Source organism: Streptomyces sp. NPDC034037 (genome assembly GCF_055575715.1).
Map to the genome: position 1 here is coordinate 158313 of NZ_JBVISC010000004.1, position 21280 is coordinate 179592.

At 71.8% G+C, this 21280-nt stretch carries 24 protein-coding genes; 9 read left to right on the plus strand and 15 right to left on the minus strand.

Going from position 1 to position 21280, the window contains the following annotated elements:
* Window positions 1-44: 44 nt before the first annotated feature.
* Window positions 45-1388 (minus strand): transcriptional regulator, encoded by a 1344-nt coding sequence (locus ACZ516_RS15970; RefSeq protein ID WP_469010634.1) that lies wholly within the window; start codon window positions 1386-1388, stop codon window positions 45-47.
* A gap of 155 nt (window positions 1389-1543) precedes the next feature.
* Here ACZ516_RS15970 and ACZ516_RS15975 point away from each other — a divergent pair, with 155 nt between their 5' ends.
* From ACZ516_RS15975 to ACZ516_RS15985, 3 genes are all read left to right on the plus strand, one after another.
* The gene (locus ACZ516_RS15975; protein ID WP_361083748.1) at window positions 1544-1711 is read left to right on the plus strand and encodes a hypothetical protein; all 168 of its coding nucleotides are present in this window, start codon (window positions 1544-1546) and stop codon (window positions 1709-1711) included.
* 84 nt (window positions 1712-1795) lie between these two features.
* On the plus strand, window positions 1796-2989 hold the full coding sequence (locus ACZ516_RS15980) for a JmjC domain-containing protein (protein WP_469010636.1): 1194 nt from the start codon (window positions 1796-1798) through the stop codon (window positions 2987-2989).
* Window positions 2923-3783: an aldo/keto reductase gene (locus tag ACZ516_RS15985; RefSeq protein ID WP_361083754.1), complete on the plus strand. Its 861-nt coding sequence runs from the start codon at window positions 2923-2925 to the stop codon at window positions 3781-3783. The genes ACZ516_RS15980 and ACZ516_RS15985 overlap by 67 nt, the downstream gene beginning before the upstream one ends.
* On the opposite strand, the gene ACZ516_RS15990 is transcribed toward ACZ516_RS15985, so the two are convergent.
* From ACZ516_RS15990 to ACZ516_RS16005, 4 genes are all read right to left on the minus strand, one after another.
* Complete coding sequence (locus ACZ516_RS15990) at window positions 3771-4634, minus strand: hypothetical protein (protein WP_469010638.1); 864 nt, start codon at window positions 4632-4634, stop codon at window positions 3771-3773. The two genes, ACZ516_RS15985 and ACZ516_RS15990, sit on opposite strands and share 13 nt — an antisense overlap.
* An 89-nt stretch (window positions 4635-4723) precedes the next feature.
* On the minus strand, window positions 4724-4987 hold the full coding sequence (locus ACZ516_RS15995) for a DUF397 domain-containing protein (RefSeq protein WP_469011024.1): 264 nt from the start codon (window positions 4985-4987) through the stop codon (window positions 4724-4726).
* A 41-nt stretch (window positions 4988-5028) separates the two neighbouring features.
* Window positions 5029-5295, minus strand: a complete 267-nt coding sequence (locus ACZ516_RS16000) for a DUF397 domain-containing protein (protein WP_469010640.1) — start codon at window positions 5293-5295, stop codon at window positions 5029-5031.
* Window positions 5276-6118, minus strand: a complete 843-nt coding sequence (locus tag ACZ516_RS16005) for a helix-turn-helix domain-containing protein (protein WP_469010642.1) — start codon at window positions 6116-6118, stop codon at window positions 5276-5278. The genes ACZ516_RS16000 and ACZ516_RS16005 overlap by 20 nt, the downstream gene beginning before the upstream one ends.
* Window positions 6119-6237: 119 nt before the next feature.
* Here ACZ516_RS16005 and ACZ516_RS16010 point away from each other — a divergent pair, with 119 nt between their 5' ends.
* Together ACZ516_RS16010 and ACZ516_RS16015 are read left to right on the plus strand one after the other, a co-directional pair.
* On the plus strand, window positions 6238-6450 hold the full coding sequence (locus tag ACZ516_RS16010) for a hypothetical protein (protein WP_358697075.1): 213 nt from the start codon (window positions 6238-6240) through the stop codon (window positions 6448-6450).
* Window positions 6447-6674, plus strand: a complete 228-nt coding sequence (locus ACZ516_RS16015) for a hypothetical protein (RefSeq protein WP_358587241.1) — start codon at window positions 6447-6449, stop codon at window positions 6672-6674. The genes ACZ516_RS16010 and ACZ516_RS16015 overlap by 4 nt, the downstream gene beginning before the upstream one ends.
* Before the next feature lie 16 nt (window positions 6675-6690).
* Here ACZ516_RS16015 and ACZ516_RS16020 read toward each other — a convergent pair whose 3' ends face one another.
* The 4 genes from ACZ516_RS16020 to ACZ516_RS16035 all read right to left on the minus strand — a co-directional run bounded on the left by ACZ516_RS16020 (window position 6691) and on the right by ACZ516_RS16035 (window position 9261).
* The gene (locus ACZ516_RS16020) at window positions 6691-6960 is read right to left on the minus strand and encodes a type II toxin-antitoxin system RelE family toxin (protein ID WP_358587243.1); all 270 of its coding nucleotides are present in this window, start codon (window positions 6958-6960) and stop codon (window positions 6691-6693) included.
* The gene (locus tag ACZ516_RS16025; protein ID WP_361083770.1) at window positions 6957-7238 is read right to left on the minus strand and encodes a type II toxin-antitoxin system Phd/YefM family antitoxin; all 282 of its coding nucleotides are present in this window, start codon (window positions 7236-7238) and stop codon (window positions 6957-6959) included. The genes ACZ516_RS16020 and ACZ516_RS16025 overlap by 4 nt, the downstream gene beginning before the upstream one ends.
* A 59-nt stretch (window positions 7239-7297) precedes the next feature.
* Window positions 7298-8239, minus strand: coding sequence for an N-acetylmuramic acid 6-phosphate etherase (gene murQ, locus ACZ516_RS16030; RefSeq protein WP_358587248.1), 942 nt, complete (start codon window positions 8237-8239; stop codon window positions 7298-7300).
* Window positions 8240-8328: 89 nt separating this feature from the next.
* Window positions 8329-9261 carry a MurR/RpiR family transcriptional regulator gene (locus ACZ516_RS16035; protein WP_358587250.1) on the minus strand — a complete coding sequence of 311 codons (933 nt, stop codon included), beginning with the start codon at window positions 9259-9261 and terminating at the stop codon, window positions 8329-8331.
* 133 nt (window positions 9262-9394) lie between these two features.
* Here ACZ516_RS16035 and ACZ516_RS16040 point away from each other — a divergent pair, with 133 nt between their 5' ends.
* Window positions 9395-9751 (plus strand): hypothetical protein, encoded by a 357-nt coding sequence (locus ACZ516_RS16040; protein ID WP_358587252.1) that lies wholly within the window; start codon window positions 9395-9397, stop codon window positions 9749-9751.
* Window positions 9748-10071: a DUF4031 domain-containing protein gene (locus tag ACZ516_RS16045; protein WP_469010646.1), complete on the plus strand. Its 324-nt coding sequence runs from the start codon at window positions 9748-9750 to the stop codon at window positions 10069-10071. The genes ACZ516_RS16040 and ACZ516_RS16045 overlap by 4 nt, the downstream gene beginning before the upstream one ends.
* On the opposite strand, the gene ACZ516_RS16050 is transcribed toward ACZ516_RS16045, so the two are convergent.
* From ACZ516_RS16050 to ACZ516_RS16070, 5 genes are all read right to left on the minus strand, one after another.
* Window positions 9971-14791: a caspase family protein gene (locus tag ACZ516_RS16050; protein WP_469010648.1), complete on the minus strand. Its 4821-nt coding sequence runs from the start codon at window positions 14789-14791 to the stop codon at window positions 9971-9973. The two genes, ACZ516_RS16045 and ACZ516_RS16050, sit on opposite strands and share 101 nt — an antisense overlap.
* A 10-nt stretch (window positions 14792-14801) precedes the next feature.
* Complete coding sequence (locus tag ACZ516_RS16055; RefSeq protein ID WP_469010650.1) at window positions 14802-15164, minus strand: Pepco domain-containing protein; 363 nt, start codon at window positions 15162-15164, stop codon at window positions 14802-14804.
* Window positions 15165-15221: 57 nt separating this feature from the next.
* Window positions 15222-16457 (minus strand): Cmx/CmrA family chloramphenicol efflux MFS transporter, encoded by a 1236-nt coding sequence (locus ACZ516_RS16060; RefSeq protein WP_469010652.1) that lies wholly within the window; start codon window positions 16455-16457, stop codon window positions 15222-15224.
* 167 nt (window positions 16458-16624) lie between these two features.
* Window positions 16625-17695, minus strand: coding sequence for a GNAT family N-acetyltransferase (locus ACZ516_RS16065; protein WP_469010653.1), 1071 nt, complete (start codon window positions 17693-17695; stop codon window positions 16625-16627).
* Between the two features lie 99 nt (window positions 17696-17794).
* Window positions 17795-18469: an HD domain-containing protein gene (locus tag ACZ516_RS16070; RefSeq protein WP_361088483.1), complete on the minus strand. Its 675-nt coding sequence runs from the start codon at window positions 18467-18469 to the stop codon at window positions 17795-17797.
* A 147-nt stretch (window positions 18470-18616) separates the two neighbouring features.
* Between ACZ516_RS16070 and ACZ516_RS16075 the strand changes: the two genes are divergently transcribed.
* Both ACZ516_RS16075 and ACZ516_RS16080 read left to right on the plus strand, forming a co-directional pair.
* Window positions 18617-19300, plus strand: a complete 684-nt coding sequence (locus ACZ516_RS16075) for a maleylpyruvate isomerase family mycothiol-dependent enzyme (protein ID WP_469010654.1) — start codon at window positions 18617-18619, stop codon at window positions 19298-19300.
* Between the two features lie 232 nt (window positions 19301-19532).
* On the plus strand, window positions 19533-20192 hold the full coding sequence (locus tag ACZ516_RS16080) for a CatB-related O-acetyltransferase (protein ID WP_469010655.1): 660 nt from the start codon (window positions 19533-19535) through the stop codon (window positions 20190-20192).
* Between the two features lie 41 nt (window positions 20193-20233).
* Here the strand turns inward: ACZ516_RS16080 and ACZ516_RS16085 are convergent, their stop codons facing one another.
* Window positions 20234-21235, minus strand: coding sequence for a hypothetical protein (locus tag ACZ516_RS16085; protein WP_469010657.1), 1002 nt, complete (start codon window positions 21233-21235; stop codon window positions 20234-20236).
* Window positions 21236-21280 lie beyond the last annotated feature (45 nt).

A 21280-nucleotide genomic window follows, 5' to 3' on the forward strand; every position in this document is an offset into this window, starting at 1 on the left:
CACTCCGGGGATGGACTCGCTTGCGGCCTGCGGTGCCGTGGCGATCAAAGCGTGTCGGTCAGTGCCCGCAGCCGCTCGTGAAGCTCGCGGATGGCCAACACGGACTCACGTGGTCCCAGCAGCACGGCGAACTCCTTCAGGCGGTCCAAGGCCCTGACGGACATCACTTCGCTTTCGAGCAGCGAAGCACCGTAATGCGCGGCATCGAGCGCTCCCTCCAGGTCACCACCGGCGAGCCGGGCCTCGGCAAGGCGGCTGGACCGCACGGCTTTGTCCCGGGGGGCTGCCCCCCTGACGGCGTTCTCCAGTGACCTTGTCGCGCGGTCCACGTGGCCCGAGCGCAGGAGTACCTTCCCTTCGGTCGACTTCAACTGGGCCTCACCGAACCAGTCGAGCCAATCCGGGTCCGTCTCGGCCGTGCGGCGCTCCCAGAGCCGAGCGGCACGGTTCAGGGCCGTGCCGGCCTTGCGGTGATCACCGTCGCGGGACAGCGCCTCCGCCTTGTGCAGGTAGAGGAAGGACCGGGCGTAGGAGGACAGTGCCCTGGGCGCGTTGTCGATCGCCGTCGAGATGAGTTCGACCCGCTCGGCCGTTCGGCCGGCTTCGGAGACATGGACGCCCATTTCGGCCAGGACGAAGGCACCGAATGCGTTGTCCCCAGCCGTACGGGCACTGCGCAGCGCCCCGACGTAGTAGCGCTGCCCGGCGGAGCACAGACCCGCGTCATGAGCCATCCAGCCGCTGAGGTGCGCCGCGCGTGCGGCAAGTGCGTACAGCCGGACACGCACCGGGTCCGTGTACCGGCCGGCTCGGAGGAGACCGGTGATCAGGGCCAGGTCACCGCGCGCCTGCTCCAGCAGCCCGGCGCCCCCAAGTTGGTCGTCGAGGGTCCGGAGCGTACTGATCCGGCGTTCGATCGCCGAGACCGTCGTGTCCGTGACGCGGTCTCCGTTGAGCGCCGACGCACATGCGGAGGGCGCCTCGACCCAGCTTGCGGCGAGTCCCGTCAAGGCAGTGCCGGTGATGGTGAGAAACCCTCGGCGATCCAACCGGCCACTGCCCACCAGGTCAGCCAGCGCCTGGTCTGTTCCAGCTTGCGTCCACGGGGCAGTGAGCCCTGTCACCTCCCAGACAGGGAGCCAACGCGGCCATGGTGCCGCCTGGACCTGTGCGCGCGGGACGTGCAGCAGGTCAGCCAGGACACGCTGCGTATCCGTGTCCGGTTCCTGCCCTTGTTCCCACTTCCACACCGTCGTTCGGTTGGTCGCCAGAGTGACGCCGAGTGTCCTCCCGTGAGCGCGCATGAGCCGGGCGAACTCGGCCTTGCCCCATCCGCGTGCCTGGCGCACAGAGGCAAGTGGGTGGATCGCCAGCGGTTCTACGGGCACTTCATCACTCCCGTCGTTCCTCACGGTGGGGTGTGGAGGCTCTTGCGCGCATCGGCCTGCCGGAAGGGCGTCCCCAAGAGGAACGCCCGAGAAACGTTCCCGGCGTGCTCGTGGCACCAGTTGACTGAACCCAACCGACCAGGAAGGAGCAAGAGGTGGCAGAGACTGTGACACCGCCTCCCACACCGAAGGGCCTGCTGGTGGCGGTGGAGGAGCTGACCGCTGTCCACGATCGATATGACAGCCTCCGGTCCGACAACCAGGGAAGTTCCGGAGACGCGCCATGGCCGGGCGGCGACGGCAATCTGACCGACGCCGGATAGCGCCGGGCGGCAGGGGTGATCGGATGGTCTGTCTTCACCCCTGCCTCACTTGCACCGAAGGGACGGATGCATGGGGAGGCCACAGTGGAACACCAGTTGATCACCGCGGTCGAGTCGGCACTCGGGTGGGACGGGCCGGGTGAACTCGGCAAGGAATTCGTCCGGGGGAGCATGCGAGACTCCGGTCTCGCCGCTCGCCTCCTGACCCCGAACCGTCTGCTTGACATCACGATGCGCAGGAGCCTCAACAGGCCGCAGTTACGCTGCTTCCAGAGAGGTGAGGAAGTCCATCCGGCCATCTACTACACCGATGTGGTCAGCCCCCGTGGGCAGAGCATCTCCATGGTCAACATGCGAAGCCTCGGGCGGCTGTTGGGGGAGGGGGCCACGCTCATCCTCGACCAGCTCAATGTCTTCGACCCGACCATGGAGGTCGCTTGCCGAGCGCTGCAGTGGTGGTCCCATGAGCGCGTTCAGGTGAATGCCTATCTGACGACGAATGAGGCGTCCGGCTTCCCTCTGCACTGGGACGATCACGACGTCGTGATCGTTCAGCTCGCAGGCGAGAAAGAGTGGGAAGTGCGAGCGACATCGCGTGTCGCTCCTCTCTATCGGGATGCCGACGCCAACACCACTCCGAGTGAGGAACTCCTCTGGTCGGGGAAGATGCGGGCCGGCGACATCATGCACATCCCCCGTGGTCACTGGCACCAGGCGACTCGGAACGGCAGCGGCGCGGGAAGGAGCCTGCACGTGACGTTCGGCATCACCCGGCGCACAGGGGTGAGCTGGATGGGATGGCTGACCGACTGGTGTCGTGAGAGTGAGATTTTCCGGCAGGACCTGGACCGCGCTCCCGACGCCGCCGACGAGGCCCTGATCCGAGCGGCGACTCGACTCGTCGGTGAACGCTCACCGGCCGACTTCCTGGCCGTCTACGAGCAGCAGACGACGCTGCCACGGCACGTGCCCTTCTTGGACACCCTCGGCCCTCTCGATGCCACGGTGTGCACCACTCCCTTCCGCCCGCAGATCCAGAGAAATGGCGACACCGTGGACGTGCTTGCCTCGGGCAAGAAGCTCACCTTCACGGCCGAGTCACTGTCTGCGCTGCGGCTGCTGCTCAGTGGCAGGCCGGTCCCACTCGCTCGGGCGGCAAAGAGCCGCGCCGAGGTGGCAGAGATCGCCGAGATCTTGGTGACGGAGGAGTTGTGCGCGGTGCTGACCCCCGAATTGTCCTTGGGCTACACCGATCTCGTCACCAACGCGCCCTCCTGACCGGCGCACTGGATCTCGGCGTCACGGTGCTCGACACCAGTTCCAACTACCTCGGCTTCCGCTCACATGAGGTCCTGGCGCGGGTGGCCGGCGATCTGCTCCCGAAGTTCAGCATCTCCACCAAGGTGGGGTACTTCCCCACCACAGGACGGTCGCAACGTCCCCCGGGCCCGGCGCGACTGCGCGCAGCCGTGGAACGAGCGGTCGATGAACTGGGACGAGAACCGGACCTCGTCTTCCTCCACAACCCGGAACACACGCTCGCGGGGGCTGCGTCTCCCCTTGACCGGGACCGGCTGGAAGGCGCCTGCGCTGCCCTGGACGCAGCGGCGACAAAGGGGTTGTGCGGCGCGTGGGGTGTCGCGACTTGGGACCCCTCACCCTTGGTGGGCCTGGTCGATGCGGACCTGCCGCGGCCCTCAGTCCTCATGGTCCGTGCAGGCCTGCTGGTGGGGGCCAGGACGCTTGACGCTGCCGAGGCCCTCATCGCGGCATGGGGGCTCACAGGCCACGAAGTGTGGGGGATGAGTCCCTTCGGTGGCCTTGCCCGTGCTCCGGTGTGGGACAAATTCAATCCCGGTGCCTTCCTCCGTGGCGTTGACCGGCTCTCACGTGTTCAGGCCGCCTTCCGGGTCGCGTATGCCCTTCCGCGGGTCTGTGCCCTCGCGGTAGGCACCGATGAGGTCGCACACTTGGGTGAACTGCGGGACGCCCTGACGAGCGAGCCCGACGAGGATGTGGTCCGCGCATACCGGGATCTCATCCGGGAGCGCGCGGGCGGTCAGTCGGGCTGAAGCTCTCGGATGATCTGGGTCGCCATGTGACGTGCGGGTGTCGTGCGGGGGTCCTCGGGGTGTGCGGACGGGCCGAGGAGGTTCGCGCACACGAACAGCGTCATCAGTTTGCCGTCCCGGGTCTCGAAGTCGTGGCGTCGTTCCTCACGTACGCGCTCGGCCAGGCCCGGTACGGCGAGGGAACTCGCCCACAAGGTCGCGGAATCGAGGCCGCATGGTGCGTTGCCCCAGTCCTCCCAGTCGAAGAGGGAGAACGTGGGGGCGGTCATGTTGGCCCAGTTCAGGTCCGCATGAGCAGGCACCCAGCGCTCGACGGTCGTATCGAAGTCGGCGCCGGGTGCGATGCCGCGCACGGCCTCGGTGACCAGTTCCTGCGTGAGCGTGACGGTGTCGGGGGTGGCAACGCGCCGGGTCTCCTGGGTGGCGAGCGCGTCCAACGAGGCGTTGAGCGCCTGCCACCATGCGTCCTGGAGCTCCGGGTCGTCGCCGAGGACCGCGTTGCCGATGGGCGGGCTCGGCAAGAGGCCGGTTTCGTCGGCCCGCCACATCACCCGTTCCTCCGCGTCATCCCGCCAGACCACGCAGCCGTGCCAGGCGGGCTGTGCGACGCCTTCCAGGCGTGCGGCGCACTCCGTGCCGTTCCAGCCCTGCACGCCGATCCTGTCGAGCCCCCGCCTTTCGATACGGACCCACGTCCGTCGATCGGTACGCGCGCCGACCGTACGGCGCTTGCGCATCACCGTCTGCCGGTCCAGCACGACGTGGAGCGACCGCTCCACATGGGCGAGCACGGCGTCGACCGGCTCGACCCGCAAGTCCACCGCGCGCGCCGCACGTGCCTTGAGCGTCATGCGCGCGACCGTAGCACCGCCGGCCCACGCCGATGGGCACCTTCCTCCGCCGCGATCGGCGGCACCGATGCGGCGGAGTTGGCATGGGCTCAGCGGTTCTTTACCCCCGCGACGAACGTGGACCAGGTCGCTTCGCGGAACGCGAGGGTCGGGCCGGGGTTCTTGGAGTCCCGGACAGGGACGACCCCCGGGTGCCCGTCGGCCACCTCCAGGCAGTCGCCGCCTTCGCCACCGCTGTGCGTGGACTTGCGCCAGGTGGCGACCTCCAGGCAGTTCCCGCCGTCACCCCCGCTGTGGCTCGACTTGTGCCAGGTCGCGGTCCTCAGGTCGTACGTGCGGTTGGTGTGCTCCATGCTCGTCATCCCGTTGACTCGATGAGTGGGGGGGTGCGGGCTCAGATGCTCGTGACGCCCGTGATGAACGCGGACCAGCTGGCGGTGCGGAACGTGAGGTGGGGGCCTGCGGGGTTCTTGGAGTCACGGACCGGGACGATCCCCGGGTGTCCGTCACCCACTTCGAGGCAGTTGCCGCCGTCTCCAGCGCTGTGCGAGGACTTGCGCCAAGTGGCGACCTCCAGGCAGTTCCCACCACTGGCGTCGCTGTAGCTCGACTTGCGCCAGGTGGCCTTACTCAGGGCGTACTCAAGGACGATGCTCTTCATGGCCGTAATCCTCTGCCACTGACTCGATCAGGGCCAGCGATTCGCGGGGTGAAAGTGCGGTGGCCCCAAGCAGATCGTAGGCGAGTTCGTAGTCGGCGACCCTGGCGGGATCGTCCTCAAGTCGCCCTGTCCTGAAGCCTTCCAAGTAAGCGAGCGGAGCGGCATCGGCGAAGGACATGAGCTTGAGCGAACCGCCCATCGCCATGTGGCCTCCCGCAGAGAACGGGAGCACCTGCACGATCACTCGACGCTTGCGTCCCATCGCCGCGACATGCCGCAGGGCACCCGCCATCACTGTGGGCCCGCCCACCACTCGACGCAGCAGGGCTTCGTCAAGCACGACCCACATCAGCGGGTTTGTTGGGTCGTTGAGCAGACTGGCTCGCTCCAGGCGTGCTGTCACCAGTTCGTCGATCTCGCTGTCCGGCGCAGTTGGTCGACCGTCACAGAACACCGCGCGTGCGTAGTCCGGCGTCTGTAAGAGACCGGGGAGCAACTGCGGGGCGTACTCGCGAATGGCCGTCGCGACGGCCTCCGCCTCTGCCGCCTCGGCGAAGTGATCGGGGTATTTCGACTTGCCGACGACCTCGCAGTTGCGCGTGAAGAAGCCGTCCGTGGCCAGCACGGCGTCGAAGTGGCGCGCGTACTCCAGGTGCATGCGCCGCGTCCCCGCCTCCAGCTGGCCGATGAACGAACCGCTGACGAACAGCGGCGCCCCCAGCGCCTCCTGGCTGAGGCCGGCCCGCTCGCGGGCATGGCGCAGCTCGCAGCCGAGGAACGCCCGGGGGTTGGACGAGGGGTCGAGATTCTTGGGGCGGGTCATGGCGGGCAACTCCTCGGCCGGACACGGGGGGTTGTTGGGTCTGCGGTGCTTTTCAGGCTACGCACATGCGGCCACTCTGGGTGAGGTAACGGCAACACTCAGTGCGAAAGGCAAGGTTCATGGCACTCACGGCGGAGGAAAGGTTGCGGGCGGCGGAGGACGCCGTACGTCAGTTGAAGGCGGCCCTCGGAGAGGTCGGCGTCACGCTGCCGTCGCTGCGGATGGACCCGCTGAGCGCGGCCGACAAGGGCGCGCTGCCCCTGGTGGAGCTGGGGCGCTGCAACCTCGACACCGCGCTGCGGCTGGTGGCGGTCCTGGAGGGGGCGCGATGAACGCGGAGGACCCGGACGTGCCGGAGACGGGGACGTACGCCGTGGACTTCCGGGACGGCAGCGTCGGCGAGGTGATGGGCTGCGAGGGCGGCCTGGTGCAGCTCAGGCCGATCGGCGGCGGCCGGGAGTGGGACTGCCCGCCGGCGTCGGTGGGGGAGGCGCCGTCGGCGGAGGTGCTGCGGGCGAAAGTGCGCCAGGTCAACCGGGAGGCGCGCCGGCCTTGATGCCGAGGCGGCTGAACTACAGGTCGCGGTACACGTCGCGTCGGTTGCCGACGTGGACGACGAGGATGACCAGGACGTCGTTCTGAATCTCGTAGACCACGCGGAAGCTGCCGACGCGCAGTCGGTACAGGCCCTGGTGCCCGGTGAGCTTCTTGGTGTCGGCGTCCTCGCGATGCGGGTCGTCGCCGAGCAGGGCCAGGGATGTCAGGATGTGCAGCGCTTGTTGGCGGTCGATGGACCGGAGTTGGCGCTGGGCGTGCCTGGTGAAACGGAAGGCATACTTCACGCGGCGTCGCCGCCGGACTCGACGCCGGCGCCGTCACCTTCGAAGAGGTCCGCCAGGAGTTCGGCCATACCGACCGTCGGTTCACCCCGGTGCCGCTCCGCCTCGCGGGCCGCCAGTTCATCGGCTGCTTCATCCAGGGCGTCCAGCACCTCTATGGGCACAAGGGCAGCCACGCGCTTTCCCTTGCGGGTCAATACGGTCACCTCGCCGGCCTCGGCTCTGTCGACGACGTCGGCGAGGTGGGCACGCGCTTCCCGGATGGTGACGTTCTCGCTCATGGCTTCAGTGTACGCGTGAGTGTGTACACCCGCCGGGTATCCGCCGGGAGCCCGCGCGGTCAGGCGTCGCGGGCCAGGTCCAGGGCGGCGCGGAGCCGGCCGTCGGTCGCGCGCAGGAGTTCGGCGGCCCGGGGGCCGTCGACGTTGCCGAGGAGGGTGAGGATGGCGTCCTTCACCTCGCCGTCCGTCGCGGCCAGGGCGGCCTCGATGTCCTCGTCACCGGCGCCGGTGGCGAGGGCGACGATCCGGCGGGAGCGGGCGCGCAGCTTCTCGTTCGAGGCGCGTACGTCCACCATGAGGTTCCCGTACGTCTTGCCGAGGCGGATCATCGTGATCGTCGACAGCATGTTCAGGACGAGCTTCTGCGCCGTGCCCGCCTTCAGGCGGGTGGAGCCGGTCAGGAGCTCGGGGCCCACGACGACCTCGATGCCGTGGTCGGCGGCGGCCGCGAGCGCGCTGTCCGCGTTGCAGGACAGGCCGATGGTCAGCGCGCCGTACCGCTTCCGGGCGTGCGTGACGGCGCCGATCGCGTACGGGGTGCGGCCCGACGCCGAGATGCCGACCACCACGTCGTCCGCCGTCAGCTTCAGGCCGTCCAGGTCCTCGGCGGCCAGCTCCCCGCTGTCCTCCGCGCCCTCCACCGCCCGGATCAGCGCGCTCGGCCCGCCCGCGATGAGGCCGACGACCTCGCCCGGGTCGGTGTTGAAGGTGGGCGGGCACTCGGAGGCGTCCAGGACGCCGAGGCGGCCCGCCGTGCCCGCGCCCGCGTAGACCAGGCGCCCGCCCCGGGCCATCCGCTCGGCGGTGGCGTCGATCGCGGCGGCGATGGCGGGCAGCCGCTCGGCGACGGCCGCGGGCACGGAGGCGTCCTCGCCGTTCATGATCCGCGCGATCTCCAGGGTGTCCAGCCGGTCGATGTCGGACAGCTCGGGCCGGAACGCCTCGGTGGTGAGGGTGGCGAGCTGGGCGCGCAGCTCTCCGTAGTCTTCGGTCGAGGTCATGGTGGTGGTCACAGCTCTCTCGTCTGCGGGGCGGTGGGGGGTCGGTGGGCGGCGGGGCGGTGGGCGGTGGGCCAGCGAGGACGGCCGGTTCAGCGGCTGCCGTTGGTGCCGCCGCGCGGGCTGTGGCGGTGCGCGAGCGCTTCGTAGGAGGCCGCGAGCGCGGGCGCCGCCGTCTCGTACGTACGCTGGGCGACGCCCACGAACAGGCAGTCCACGACGAGCAGTTGACTCGTGCGGGACGACATCGCGGCCGGCCGCAGCTCGCTCTCGCGGGCCGTGGACGTGGTCAGTATGTGATCGGCGTACTGCGAGACGGCCCCGTCGGGGCGGCCGGTGATCGCGATCGTGGTGGCGCCGTGCTCGAAGGCGACCCGCAGCGGCTCTATGACGTCGCCCGTCGAACCGGAGTGCGTGATCGCGACGGCCACGTCCTTGGCGCGCAGCGTCACAGCGGTGGTGACCGCCAGGTGCGGGTCGGAGTGCGCGTGCGCGATGTGGCCGATGCGCAGCAGCTTCTGCGCCAGGTCCTGGGCGACCAGGCCGGAGGCGGCGACGCCGTAGACCTCCACGCGCCGCGCGGTGGCCAACGCGGCCACGGCGGCGCCCAGTTGCACGGTGTCCAGTGCGGCGGCGGTGTCGGCGAGGGTCTGCTGCTCGTCGTGGGCCAGCTTGGCGACGACGTCCGCGATGGGGTCGTCGACGGCGATGTCCGCGGTGACGGCGGGCGCCCGGCCGGACTGCTGCTGGGCGGCCAGGCCCGCGAGGGCGAGGCGCAGGTCGCGGTAGCCGGGGTAGCCGAGGAGGCGGGCGGTGCGGACCACCGTCGCCTCGCTGGTGCCGGTGAGTTCGGCGAGGCCGGTGACGGTGAGGGCGGCGCAGCCGGCGGGGTCGCCGGCGACGGCCTCGGCGACCCGCTGCATGGAGCGGGTCATCGACGGGGCGAGGGTGCGGACCTTGGCCGCGAGGGCGGCGGGGGCGGGGGGTGCGGCGCCCGCGAAAATTTCCTTCACGTCATGGGTCACCTCTGAAAGGTATTTTCAGGCCGGGGCGGGGTCAAGGTCTCGGCCACGCCCCCTGCCCGGTGGCCCCGGGGCCCCGGGGGCTCGGTGGCCCGGGGGAACGGGGGAACGGGGCGTGTGGGGTGACAATGGCTCCATGGACACGATCGACCCCCTGGAGCAGGCACTGCACGCCGCCCGCGCGCTCGTCCTCGCCGACCTCGTCGCCCGCGAGGTCGCCGAGGCCGAGGTCGTCTCGCTCGTCGAGGAGTCGGTGGCGCACCGCCGCTGGTGGGTCGAGCAGTGGCCCGAAGGCATCGACTACGTCGCCGGGCTCGTCGCCCAGGACGTACAGGACGCGCTCCTGGAACGGTACGGGCGCTGGCCGCTGTGCTCGGTCTGCGGCTCGGGCGACCCGCACGCCCTGGACGTGGAGCCGGAGCTGGGCCCCGACCCGCACTGGGTGTGCGGCAAGGCGGGCGTGGTGGTGGCGCCCGTGGGGAAACTGACGTGACCCTCTACATCGACCCGCCGACCTGGCCCGGCCACGGCCGCATGTGGTCCCACCTGGTCAGCGACGTCTCGTACGAGGAGCTGCACGCGTTCGCGGCGTCCATCGGCGCCCCGCCGCGCGCCTTCGACCGCGACCACTACGACATCCCCGCGCACCGGTACGAGGACGCGGTGCGGGCGGGCGCGGTCGAGATCGGCTCCAAGGAACTGGTCCGCAGGCTCACGGAGGCGGGGCTGCGCAGGCCCAAGGGGCGTCCGGCCCCGGGCGGCCCCGGTCCGGCGGCTCCTCCAGGGGCACCACCAGCGGCGCCTTCCGCGTGAGGGACTCTGGCCTGAACCACTCCTGCGCCTCGTGCCGCAGGCCCAGCTCCGTGGCCGACAGCGCCACGTCGTGGAACGGCATTGACAGGTGCACCGCGATCGAGGCGAGGGTGGCGAGGGAGACACGGGCCTCGGGCCGCCGCCAGTCGGATGCGGCGAGCGGTACGGGGCTCAGCGCTCCGAGCAGCACGTGCCCCGCCTCGCGCTCGCCGTACCAGTCCTGCGACGGCTCGGTCACCTCGTAGCCCAGCCCCGTCAGGTGGTGGGCCAGGACGGATGTGTCCGGAGTCGCAATGCCCTGCCCGTCGAGGTGCCCGTACGGCATCCCGGCGTGGAGCGCGGCGGCGAGGAGTTCGGCAGGACGGACGGGGTGGGCCGGGTCGGGGAACATGTCCTGGCGGATCACCTGGGCGTCCCGGTTCTGCAGCCGGGCCAGCACGTGGGCGTCCAGCTCGCACTCATAGCCCAGCGCGGCCAAGCGGGCCACGGCCGCCCTCGGTGTGATGTCGGCGGTGACGGCTCTCTCCGCGACCACGGCCAGGGAGAGCGGACAGTCCTCGTCGAACCGGTGGTACGACACCCCGAGGCCCAGGAAGGCGATGTCCTCGGCCGACGGCAACTCCTCCTCGGCGTCAGGCACCTCGGCCACCTCGTACCCCAGCGCGCGCAGCCGAGCCGCCGCGTCGTGCGGGGACTGGCCCGAACGCCGGGCGACCGCCGTCACGTACCGCAGCGGCACGGGGTGGTCGACCTCGGGCTTGGCGGAGTCGTGGCCCAGCAGGGCGTGGTCGTCGTCGGTGAGGGCGGGAACCATCGACGCGGCGTCCGGGACGACGAAGCCGAGCCCCTGGAGAATGCGGGTGATCCCGGTCAAGGCCATCCCGGTGGTGTAGGCGACGTCCGCCAACTGCGCGGGCAGCAGGACGTGGGCGGTGTCCGGGGGCGGCGGCTCGGCGAAGCCGTCCCACAGCCGGTCGACGACGTTGTGTTCCTCCTCGGTCCACGAGGTCCGCTCCGGGGGTCCGTCCGGCACGTCGAACCCCAGCTCGCGCAGCCGCCGGGCCGCGTCGGGCGCCGGACGGTCGGCGAGGACGGCGCTGACGCAGATCTGCGCCGTGTGCAGCGCGGCGCCCGGCGCCAGCCAGCCGGTGAGGTTACCGAGCGGGCGCAGCAGCGACACGTCCTCTGGGGTCACGCCCGCCGTGCCGCCCAGCGGGGCCGTGCGGTAGCCGAGCGCGGTCAGCCGCTCCACGATCTCGACGGCCCTCAGGCCGGTGGACCTGACCGCCTGGAACACCGCCGGCGGGTCGATCTCCTCGGCCGGGTCCCGCCAGGGGAAGAGCGCGCCGAGACTGACGAGACCGGTTTCGATGAGGGCGCGTGAGGGCTGGTCCGACAGCAGGACGCCATCGGGGCCGTCCAGCCAGAGCGTGAACCCGAGGTCCCAGCGTGGGAAGTCCTCCTCGGTGAGCCGGGTCAGCAGCGTCAGGTCGGAGGGACGCGCGCAGAGCGGCGCGCCCGGCTCACGCTCCTTCTCGGTGAGCGGCACGCCGAGCCCGGCGCGGTACAGGGCCAGCAGGCGCCAGCGCAGCACCGGCTCCGGCAAGTTGGTGAGGAAGGACGCCGCGTGGTGCCGCTGCTCCGCCGGATAGCGGCCGGTGACCAGGGGCAGCAGCGTCTCGTCCGGCGGGAAGAACCCGATCCGGCTGAACGGCACCACCACGTCCCCGAGCTGCCACGGGGCGTCGGTGAGCCGGGCCTGCTCGGCGATGTGGTCCGCGAGCGGGAGGACCGACGAACTGACGCCGGACAGCCACTTGGCCGTGGGCAGCGGCCCCTCGGCGGTGAGGAGGCCGGGCACGGCGGCCATCGCCCGCTCGATCGCGTGTGCCCGGTCGTAGGAGCGGATGCGCCGGCGGTCGACGCTCAGTTCGGGGCGCCGGCGCCCGTGCAGATTCAGCAGGATGCCGTACGGCACCATGGGACCGCCCCCACCCGCGTACAACCCGTCCGCGAGGACGTAACCGCGGCGGTCCACCCACCACAGGTCCGGGTCGTCGGAGGGGTGGCCCTCCGTGTCGCCCGGGGTGAACCCGCCGTGCCGCTCCAAGCCGCTCGGCGACAGTTCTCCCGGCAGCCACTGGTGACGCCGCGAGCCGTGCTCCGCCGTCGTGCGGTACGGCGCCACCCACAGTGTCCGCTGGAGTGCCTCCACGCACGACACGGGCGTCTCGTGCCGGGTGAGCAGCAGCTTCACCGAGGTGCCCGAGGCCGTACCGGGGCCCAGGTCCTCGACCCGGAAGAGGTTGCCGGGGCCGGCGATCGTCACCCGGAGCAGGTGTCCGGGGCGGCCGTCCCGGCCCAGGCGGCAGGTGAGGACGACGATCTCGTCGGCCAGCATGAAATAGCTCAGGACCCCGATCCCGAAGCGGGAGTTGGGGTGCAGCTCGATCCTCGGTTCGGGCAGCTCCGCCCACAAGGCCTGTTCCTCGATGTACTCGGGCAGGTCCACGAAGCGGGCGCCGCCCTGGGAGAAGACGTTGCTCAGCTCGTCGATGCCCATGCCGATGCCGTTGTCGCGGCACTCCAGATAGGGGCGCCCCTTGTCGTCGATGCCCTGGAAGAAGTCGATCCGCCTCTCCCCGGCGTCGACCCGGTGCCCGGTGCGCCGCAGGTACTGGAGGCGGCAGTCGCTGTAGCGGACGGCGTCCAGCGCGTTCTGGTACAGCTCGCGCACCGCCAGCTCACGTTCGCCGTACAGCTCCTCGCCCATGAGGAGTTCCTGGACGCGGTCCTCGGCGAGCTGGAAGCGAATGCCGTCCGAGAGCTGGTCGGGGGTGTTCTCGCTGAGCCGCACCCGAGAGCCGTCCGCGTACGGCGGTAGACCGCTCAGCGGGGTCAGCGCCGGACTCTTCGCGCCGTTGATGTCCCGCAGCAGGCCGTCCACCCGGGCGGCGTGCTCGCGCAGGGCGATCTGCACCGCCGGGTGCCCGCACACCGCGTTCATGGAGCGGCCCATGCCCGACGTGCGCCAGTCCGAGCCGCGCACCGTGGCCACCAGCTCGGCGAGGTCGACACTGTCCGAGATGCCGAGGTGCTCCACGACGATCTCCGGCAGGTCCACGGGGTCCACCGCCATCGCGTACGCGGCCTTGGTAAGCGCCGCGACCAGCGGCTCGCGCACCTCGTGGTCGTCGCCGGTGCTCGCGGCGACCTCGTCGTGGTCCCGCAGGCCGCCGCCGCGGGGCGTGGCGAAGGGCGCCGCTCGATGTTCCTGGAGGAAGCGCATCAGACGGTTCTCCGAGAGGGCCTGCGCCACCCACCCCGGATGGTCCGAATCGTCCGCGGAACTCTCGGCGGGCGCCCGCGGTGAACCTTCGAGAAGCTCCTTCAACGACGCCGCGGAGTACACCGAAGGCTGCTGGATCAGCCAGCGGTGGAAGAGCCACCACCGGATCCGCGCCAGCGAGCCGTCGGTGGACTTGGCCTGCTCCAGGGCGCGCAGCCTGCGCCTGACGCGCGGAAAGCCCTGGGTGAAGTTCTCGAAGCGGTCCCGGTCGGGTCCCGTTACCGCCTTCGCGTCGGCGAGGACACCGGCGTGCCGGTTCGCCTCCTGCGCCCAGAAGGCCTGCTCGACCAGCGGCAGCAGTACGGCGAGTGCGGCCTCGGACGGCGAGAGCTGCACGTCGTCGGCGAGCCGGCGGGCCAGGAAGCCGAGCCGGCCGTGGGCGCGCAGCGCCAGTTCCGCGTCGTGCCACGGGTCCTCGCGCAGCGCCGGCGCCGCCGCCTCGTAACCGGCGGCGAGCCGCCCCGCGAGGGTGACGCACAGTTCGTGGAGGGTGTCGCGGACCGGGCCCGGCCGGGTGCGCTGCCACACCGGATGCTTGCGGACGGAGCGGATCCAGGGGTGCGCCTCGATGTGCCGGTCGGGGCCCGGGAGCAGCGGGAAGTCCCGCTCGCCGGGATCCAGTTCGCAGATCACCTTCAGTTGCTGCGGGTCGCGGCCCGGCTTGTAAGCGCGGTGCAGCGTCTCGACCCGGCGCTGTGTCTGTTCGGAGAACTCCCCCAGCCGCATCGCGTGCGGGTGGCGTGCGATGACGTCTGCCGCGGCACGTGAGAAGAGGCTGAACGACTCGCCCGGCTGGATGTCGGTGGCGGTGCCGGGCGCCGCGGTGTCCGACTCGCGGACGAACAGGGCCTGCTGGGCCGCCGAACAGGCGTAGACGTAGGCGACCTTGCGGCGCAGCGTGTCGTGGACCTTGCGCCGGGACCAGCGCCGGATGCCGGGCGGGTCGCCCTTGGTGTCCCGCTGGACGCCCTCGCGGCATGCGTCGACCAGGAAGACGACGTGGCCCGCGCGCGACTCCTCCAGCTCCTTGCGCCAGCCGATCTCGACGCAGCTGTCGGAGAACGGCTCGACGTCGAACGTGGCGTCCTCCGGGATCAGGAAGTCCTTGCCGTCGAAGTGGTGGCCGTGCCCGCTGAGCAGGATCAGCAACGTGTCGTCCGCCCTGGCGTCCCGCAGGAAGCCGCGGACCTGGGCGTGGATGACGCTCGGGATGATGCCCCGCTTGTTCTCGACGATCTCTACCGACGCGAAGCCGCGGTCGGTGAGGACATCGCGCATCCGCACCAGGTCGTCCTGGATGAAGGGAAGATGGTCGATCAGCGGATCGTCGTACTCGCTCGCCCCGATGAGCAGGGCCTTGTGCTGGGGCACGGCTGCGGCCTCAGCCGGTGGGACGCTTGAACGTAAGGGTCAGGCCTCGCGTGCCCTGCACCTGGCCGGTGCCGATGAGCTGGATGGCGCCGCTCGCGGTGACCTGGAAGGACAGCTGGGCCTCCGCCAGTGGCAGGGTGCCCTGGCGCGCGGAGATGTCCGCGAAGACCTGCTGAAGGGCATCGACGGTCTCCGCGAGGTTCTTGCGGAGCGGGCCGAGCGGGACAGAGCGCAGCACCGCGTCGCCGTCCCGGCCGAACAGGCCCATCGAATCGGCGTCGGCCGGGTCGTCCTCGTCCGTGGCGGCCACCCAGAAGGGCAGGGACCGGCCTTCGACGCGGTCCACCGCGTCTGCCCCGTCAGTCTCGTTCATCGCGTCCCCTGACCCGTGTGCCGCCCGCCGCCGACGCGGGTGGATCTCGGGCCAACTCTAGTTCCGGCAAGCGTCCTTGGTGGTGTCCTCGGCCGGATCGGGGGAGGCGGGCACGGTGGTGGCGGACGCGGTGACCACGCGGCTCGGGGTCCGGCGGTGCAGGCGCAGCGACACCACGACCGCCGCGATCGCGACCGCCGTCATCGCGGCGCCCGCCCACGCCGTGGCCGCGTAGCCGAAGTCGAGGTCGATGACCGTGCCGCCGAGCCAGGGGCCGCCCGTGTTGCCGAGGTTGAACGCGGCCGTCGCCGTCGCGCCCGCCAGGGTGGGGGCGGCGCCCGCGACCTCGAACATGCGGGCGTTCAGCGCGGGGGCCGTGTAGAAGGAGGAGACCCCGAGGAGGAACGACAGGCTGATCGCGGCGGCCGGGGTCGCGGCGAACAGGGCCAGCGAGGCGAGGAAGACCGTGGACGCGGCGATGCCGCTGAGCAGCACCCCGAAGAGGTGGGCGTCCGCGACCCGGCCGCCGATCGCCGTCCCCACCAGGGCGCCCGCGCCGAAGAGGCCGAGGACCGTCGGGACCCAGCCCTCGGACAGGCCGGCCACATCCGTCAGGAGCGGCGAGAGGTAGGAGAACGCGCAGAAGACGCCGCCCGCCGCGAGCGCCGTCACCGTGATGGACAGCCAGACCTGGCGGTCGGCGTAGATCGACAGCTCCTTCCGCAGCCGCGGCCGCTCGGCGGCGAGCGGGATGCGGGGGATGAGCGTCAGGACACCGGCGAGGGCGACCGCCGAGGCCGCGCCGACCGCCCAGAACGCCGAGCGCCAGCCGAAGTGCTCGCCGAGGAAGGCGCCCGCCGGGACGCCCAGCACGTTCGCGATGGACAGGCCACCGATCATCACCGCCATCGCGCGGGCACGCTGCCCGAAGTCGACCATCGCGACGGCCACGGCGGCGCCGACCGCCCAGAACCCGGCGCAGGCCAGCGCGCTGAGCACGCGGGACGCGAAGAGGATCTCGTACGAGGGTGCCAGGGCGCCGGCGACCTGGCCGAGGCCGAAGACGGTGATCAGCGCGATGAGGGTCGTCCGGCGCGGCAGCCGCAGGGTCGCCGCGGCGAGCAGGGGCGCGCCGATGACCATGCCGATCGCGAAGGCCGAGATGAGCAGGCCCGCGCGGGGGATGGAGACGTCCATGTCGTCGGCGATGGGGGGCAGCAGGCCGGAGAGCATGAACTCGCTGGTGCCGAGCGCGAACACGGCGAGGCCGAGCATGTACACGGCTATGGGCATCCGAGCGGCGCGGGGCGGAGCGGAGAGCGGCGGCATGACTGGCGAGAACACCGGGACGGCGCGGAGCATTCCCTGCGGGGCTGCGAGCGGGCCCGGGGTATTCCCCGCCGGACCGCCGAGGTGCCGCCCGGCGTCGCGGGCGGCTTGGGGGGGCGCCGAGGTCCGGGTCAGGGGCGGCGCAGTTCGTAGGTCCGGTGGGGGGTCCGGTCGGGGAGGCGGGTGAAGCCGGCGCGGGTGAGGACCGACTGGGAGGGGGTGTTGTCGGCGTCCGTCAGGGCCATGATGACGGTGATCTCGGGGTAGGTCAGGGCCCACCGCGTAAGGGCCCGCAGGGCGGTCGTGGCGTAGCCGTTGCCCCGGGCCGCCTCCACCAGGTCGTAGCCGACCTCCACGCGGCCCTCGTCGTCCGGCGGCCCGTGGAACCCCATCGCGCCGACGGCCAGTTCGTCCTCCGTGCGGACCAGGGCGTACATCCCCCACTCGGGCCGGTGCAGCCCCTCGACGTAACCCTCCGCCAGCTTCCCGGCGCCGACCCGCGTCCCCTCCATCGGGCCGCCTTCGAGCCAGGTCAGCCCGCCCGTGCCGCCCGCGGCGAGGTCCGTGGCCGCCGCCGGTGTCACCTCGCGCAGCGCCAGCTCCCCGGCGGGCAGGGAGCGGGCGTTGTGCCAGCGCCAGTGCGTGAGCGGCGCGCGTCCCGGCAGCTCGCCGCGGCCCGTGGCCCACAGCAGGACCTCCCACGGCGAGCCCCCCGTCGGCGGCACGTGCGGGAAGAGGTGCCCGAGCACCGCCGCGCACAGCGGCGCGGGCGGCTCCGCGTCGACGCCGAGCGCCCGCGCGATGTCGTACGTGTGGAGAAGGATCTCGGCGACCCCCATCGCGGCGAAGCCCGCCGCGTCCGCGCTGCCCTGCGGGTAGGGGTGGAAGGCGCGGACGCCGCGCGGTGTCGTGCGGACCACGGAGGCGAGGATGCCGCCGGTCGCCTCGATCACCCGGATCGCGCCCTCGGGGTCGGTGTCCTCGTCCAGCGTGACCTCGAAGGGGAGGTAGGACTCGGTGGACCGGCCGGTCAACTGGCTCGCGTATCCCATGAGGGCGCCCGTGACGTGCTCCGCCGTCCGCAGACAGCTCCAGTCGAGCCCGCCCGCCTTCACCTCCCAGTCGCGGTCCGCCGCCGCGCGCAGCACCCGTGTCGCGTGCGCGACGGCCTCGTCGATCCTGTCCCCACCCATGAGCAGCATGCGAGGAGCGTACGGAGTCCCGCGCGGCGGCGCCCGGCAATTTTCCGGCGTCCACTTTCCGGCGTCGATTTACGGGCGTCGATTTGCGGGCGCCGATCCTCAGGCGTCGAGCAGCGCCAGTTCCGTCGTGAGGTTCTCGCGCGCCGGTGCCTCCCAGTGGGCCGCTCCGTGCGGGGTCCGGAACAGGCGGGGCAGGGCGAGGAGTTGACGCAGGACGTCCGCCCGGCCCGCGCGGAACACCTCGTCCGGCACGAAGCCGTACTCCTCGCGGACGGCGGCGGCGTAGGCGGCGTACGCGTCCGGGGCCGCCGCCAGGATCGCCAGGTCGGCGTCGCACAGCGCCTCGCCGTTGTGGTCGCCCTCGGCGGGGTCGTGGGTGACGGTCAGGCGGACCAGGCGGGCCACCTCGGACGTCTGAGCGGGCGTCAGGCCCGCCTCGGGCAGGGCGCGTTCGGCCAGGCGGGCCGAGCGTTCCTCGTTCTCGGAGCGCTCGGGCGCGTACACCGCGTCGTGGAACCAGGCCGCGAGCCGGACCAGGTCCGGGTCCCGCGCGTGGTCCTCCAGGGTGTCGAGGTGGTCCAGGACCGCCGTGAGGTGGGCGGTCGTGTGGTAGCGGCGCTGGGGTTCGGCCCAGCGGGCGAGGAGGTCGTCGGCGAAGCGGTACGGGTCGTAGACGCAGCGGTCGGTGTCCTGCGCGCGCAGGAGCGTCGCGAGCCAGCGGTCGCGCAGCGCGCGGCCGCGGTTCGGGTCGTCGGCGGTCTCGTCGTGGGCCATGGGGGGAGGGTAGCCCCTCTGTACCCCCTAGGGGTATCCCGGGCGGTATCCCCAGGGGGCGGGGTGGGGTTGTCTGTGTGCGGGCCGGGCCGGGTGGGTGCCGCTGCGCCATTGCCAGGTGCGGGTCCCTGGGGGTTGGCTTCCGGCATGACCACTGTTGCCGAAGAGACATATGAGCCCGAGCGCGCCGGACGACTCCTGCTCGCCGAGCGCGACGCCCTGATCCCCCTGTTGCGGTCCGCGCCCGACGAGGCGTACGCCGTGCGGACCTGTTGCCCCGGCTGGACCGTGCGGCACGTGCTCGCGCACTGCGGCTCCGCGCTGATGCGGGTCGTCGAGAACCGGTTCGGCGAGGACGTGTTCAGCGCCGAGAGCAACGACCGGGACATCGCCGAACGCGCCGACTGGTCCCACTCCCGCGTCGTGGACGAACTGGAGCGCGGCATGACCGAGGCGGGGCCCGTCATGGCCGCCGCCAAGGGAAGGCTGGACGGCGTGGCGCTCGGCGAATGGGTGCACGCCGGCGACGTCCGCGAGGCGTGGGGGAAGCCGGGGGCGTACGGGGGCGAGGGGCTCGGGGACGCGCTGACGCTGCTCGGGCAGTTCAGCAGGGGAGGGTTCAGCGCGGCGGCGCCCGGCCTCGCGGTGCACGCGGACGTGGACGGCCGGGACGAGCCGCTGGTCCTCGGCGCCACGGACGGCCGGCGGCCCCCCGCCCGCTACATCGGTGACGGGCCGACCCTCGTCCGGATCTGCGCGGGACGGCCGCTGACGGGCACGCGGTACGAGTTGGCGGGCGCCACGGAAAAGGAGCTGACAGTGTTCGGCTGACGAGGATCATGGGGGGATGACCCCCGCATCCCCCGGTTCCTCGGCGTCCCCCGGTTCCTCGGCGTCCTCCGGTTCCTCGGCGTCCCCCGGTTCCTCGGCGTCCTCCGGTTCCTCGGCGTCCTCCGGTTCGGCCGCGTCCGCCGCGTCGTCCGACTCCCCTGCTTCTGCCGGGACTTCCGGGACTTCCGGGTCTTCCGGCTCCCCGGCGTCCCCCGGCGCGCCCGGACCTCTCGTGGCCGCCGATCCGGACGTGCTGCACCCCGTGCCGGGGCAGGAGCGCGTGGTGCTGCTCAAGCCGCTCGTCACGTCACCGCTGATCGAGGTCGGTGACTTCTCCTACTACGACGACCCCGACGACCCGACCGCCTTCGAGACCCGCAACGTCCTCTACCACTACGGCCCGGAACGGCTGGTCATCGGCAAGTTCTGCGCACTGGGCCAGGGCGTGCGGTTCATCATGAACGGCGCCAACCACCGCATGGACGGGCCCTCCACGTTCCCCTTCCCGATCATGGGCGGGTCGTGGAGCGACCACTTCGACCTGATCACCGGGCTGCCGGGGCGGGGCGACACCGTCGTCGGCCACGACGTGTGGTTCGGCTACGGCGCCACGGTCATGCCGGGCGTCAGGATCGGCCACGGCGCGGTCATCGCCTCGCGCGCGGTGGTCGTGGACGACGTGCCGGACTACGGCGTCGTCGGCGGCAACCCGGCCCGGCTCATCCGCCGCCGCTTCGGCGACGAGGACATCGCCCGGCTGCTCGAACTGGCCTGGTGGGACTGGCCGGCCGACCACCTGACCCGGCACGTCCGCGCGGTCATGTCGGGCAGCGTGGACGAACTGGCGGCCGTGGCACCGCGTACGGACCCGGCTCTCCCGAAGGCCGACTGACCTTCGGGAGGGGCTTTCCGGCGCCCGCCCCGCACCGGGTGTCAGTGCCGGTGGCCGTCGCTCGTCCCGGGGGCGGTACCGGTGTCCGCCCCGGCGCGGCCGGCGCCTTTCGCGTACACCGTGAACGCCGCCGTGCGGACCTTCCCGTCGTGCTTGAAGTCCAGGAACAGGCGGTACGCGCCCGGGCTCGGCGCCGCCGCCGTGAAGGAGACGCCGGGGCCCGCCGCCGTCCTCCCGTCGCCGGGCCCGCCGTTCGGGTGGACGTGGAGGTAGGCCAGGTCCCCGGAGCGCAGGGCCACCAGATGGCCGTACGCGCCCAGGTAGGGCTGGAGGTCGGTGACCGGCTCGCCGTCCTTCGCCACGTTCAGCGTGAGCGCGCCGCCGGCGCCCGTCCGCAGCTCGCCCTTCAGCGTCACGTCGTACCCGTCGACCGTCGCGGTCGTGCTGTGCGCGGGCAGCTTCCGCGGCCTGGAGTCGCCCGCCACCGCGAGGTCCGCGCCGAGCGTCAGGCCCTCCTTCGCGCCCTCGGGGCGGAAGTCGGCGAAGACGCGGTAACCGCCCGCCTCGGGCAGCTTCACCTCGGTGGACCAGGTGCCGTCCGCCGCCCGGACCGGGTGCAGATGGCGGTAGGTGGTCAGGTCGCGGGAGGCGACGATGAGGTGCAGCTCCTTGCCGTGCTGCGCGCGGTACGCGGTGACCTCGCGGCCCGTGGCGTCCTTGACGACGGCGAACCGCAGCTTCTGCTCGCGGCCCGCGGTGAGCCGCGAGGTCTTCAGGTCCAGCGTGTAGCCGCGCTCGGAGATCTGGAGGCCGCCCGGGACGGCGGCGCCGCGCTCCTCGTGCTTTCCGTGGCCCGCGTGTGCCGCGCCTTCTTCCCCGCCGTGCGCCTGCTCGCCCTCCGGCCGGTCGCCGCCGTGTCCGCCGTGCTGGGCCGCCGGCGCCTTGTCCGTGACCGGGTCGACGGCCTTGCCCACCCCGTACGCCGTACCGAAGGTCGCGGCGACGGCGGCGGCGAATGCGGTGATCTTCAGTCCGGTGTTCATGACGACTCCCTGAGTGATCCCCGGCCGGCTGTTCCGGTCGGACGG